The 616-nt window shown below is 77.8% G+C and carries 1 protein-coding gene; it reads right to left on the reverse strand.

Annotated elements, in window-relative coordinates; all coding sequences use genetic code 11:
• On the reverse strand, positions 1-616 hold a 616-nt coding region (locus BKE38_RS29205), incomplete at both ends, for a sensor histidine kinase (RefSeq protein ID WP_131829795.1).

Genomic DNA, 616 nt, shown 5'->3' on the forward strand with positions numbered 1-616 from the left:
GCACGCCGGCGCCGTCATCGGCGACCACCAGCCGCAACCCGCCATCGCGCGCGTCTTCGGCGTCGAGCAGGATCCGGGTGACGCCGGGAGCCGCGCGGGCATTGTCCAGCAGGTTGACCAGCGCCTGGCGCAACCGCCCTGGATCGGCGCGCACCATGCGCGGCCCCTGCAGCCCGGCGCCGAGGCTCGCCTGCGGCAGGCGGACCGCCTCGGCGCGGATCAGCGCCGCGACATCGAAGTCCACCGGCTCCACGCGCCAAGGCTTGGCGTAGTCGAGAAGATCGGCGGTCAGGCGGGTGATGCGGGCGATCTGCTCGCGCAGCTCCGCGCGGACCTCCGGCGGCGCACCGGCGGCGGCCATGGCGATGATGTTCAGCGGGTTGCGGATGTCATGCGCGACGGTGGCGGCCAGGGCGCCGAGCTCGGCCAGGCGGGCGGCCTCGGCGCGCTCGCGCTCGCGGGCGGCGGCCAGCGCGGCGCGGTCGAGACGCGCCGCCTCCTCCGCCAGGCTGGCGCCGAACAGCGTGCCGAGCTGGCGCGGGCCGGGGGGCGCCGCCTCCCAGCCCTCCAGCCGGGCGCGCCACACGCCGTCCGTGCGGGTCAGCCGCAGGCGCGG

Source organism: Teichococcus deserti (genome assembly GCF_001982615.1).
In the GTDB taxonomy this organism is placed as follows: Bacteria; Pseudomonadota; Alphaproteobacteria; order Acetobacterales; family Acetobacteraceae; genus Pseudoroseomonas; species Pseudoroseomonas deserti.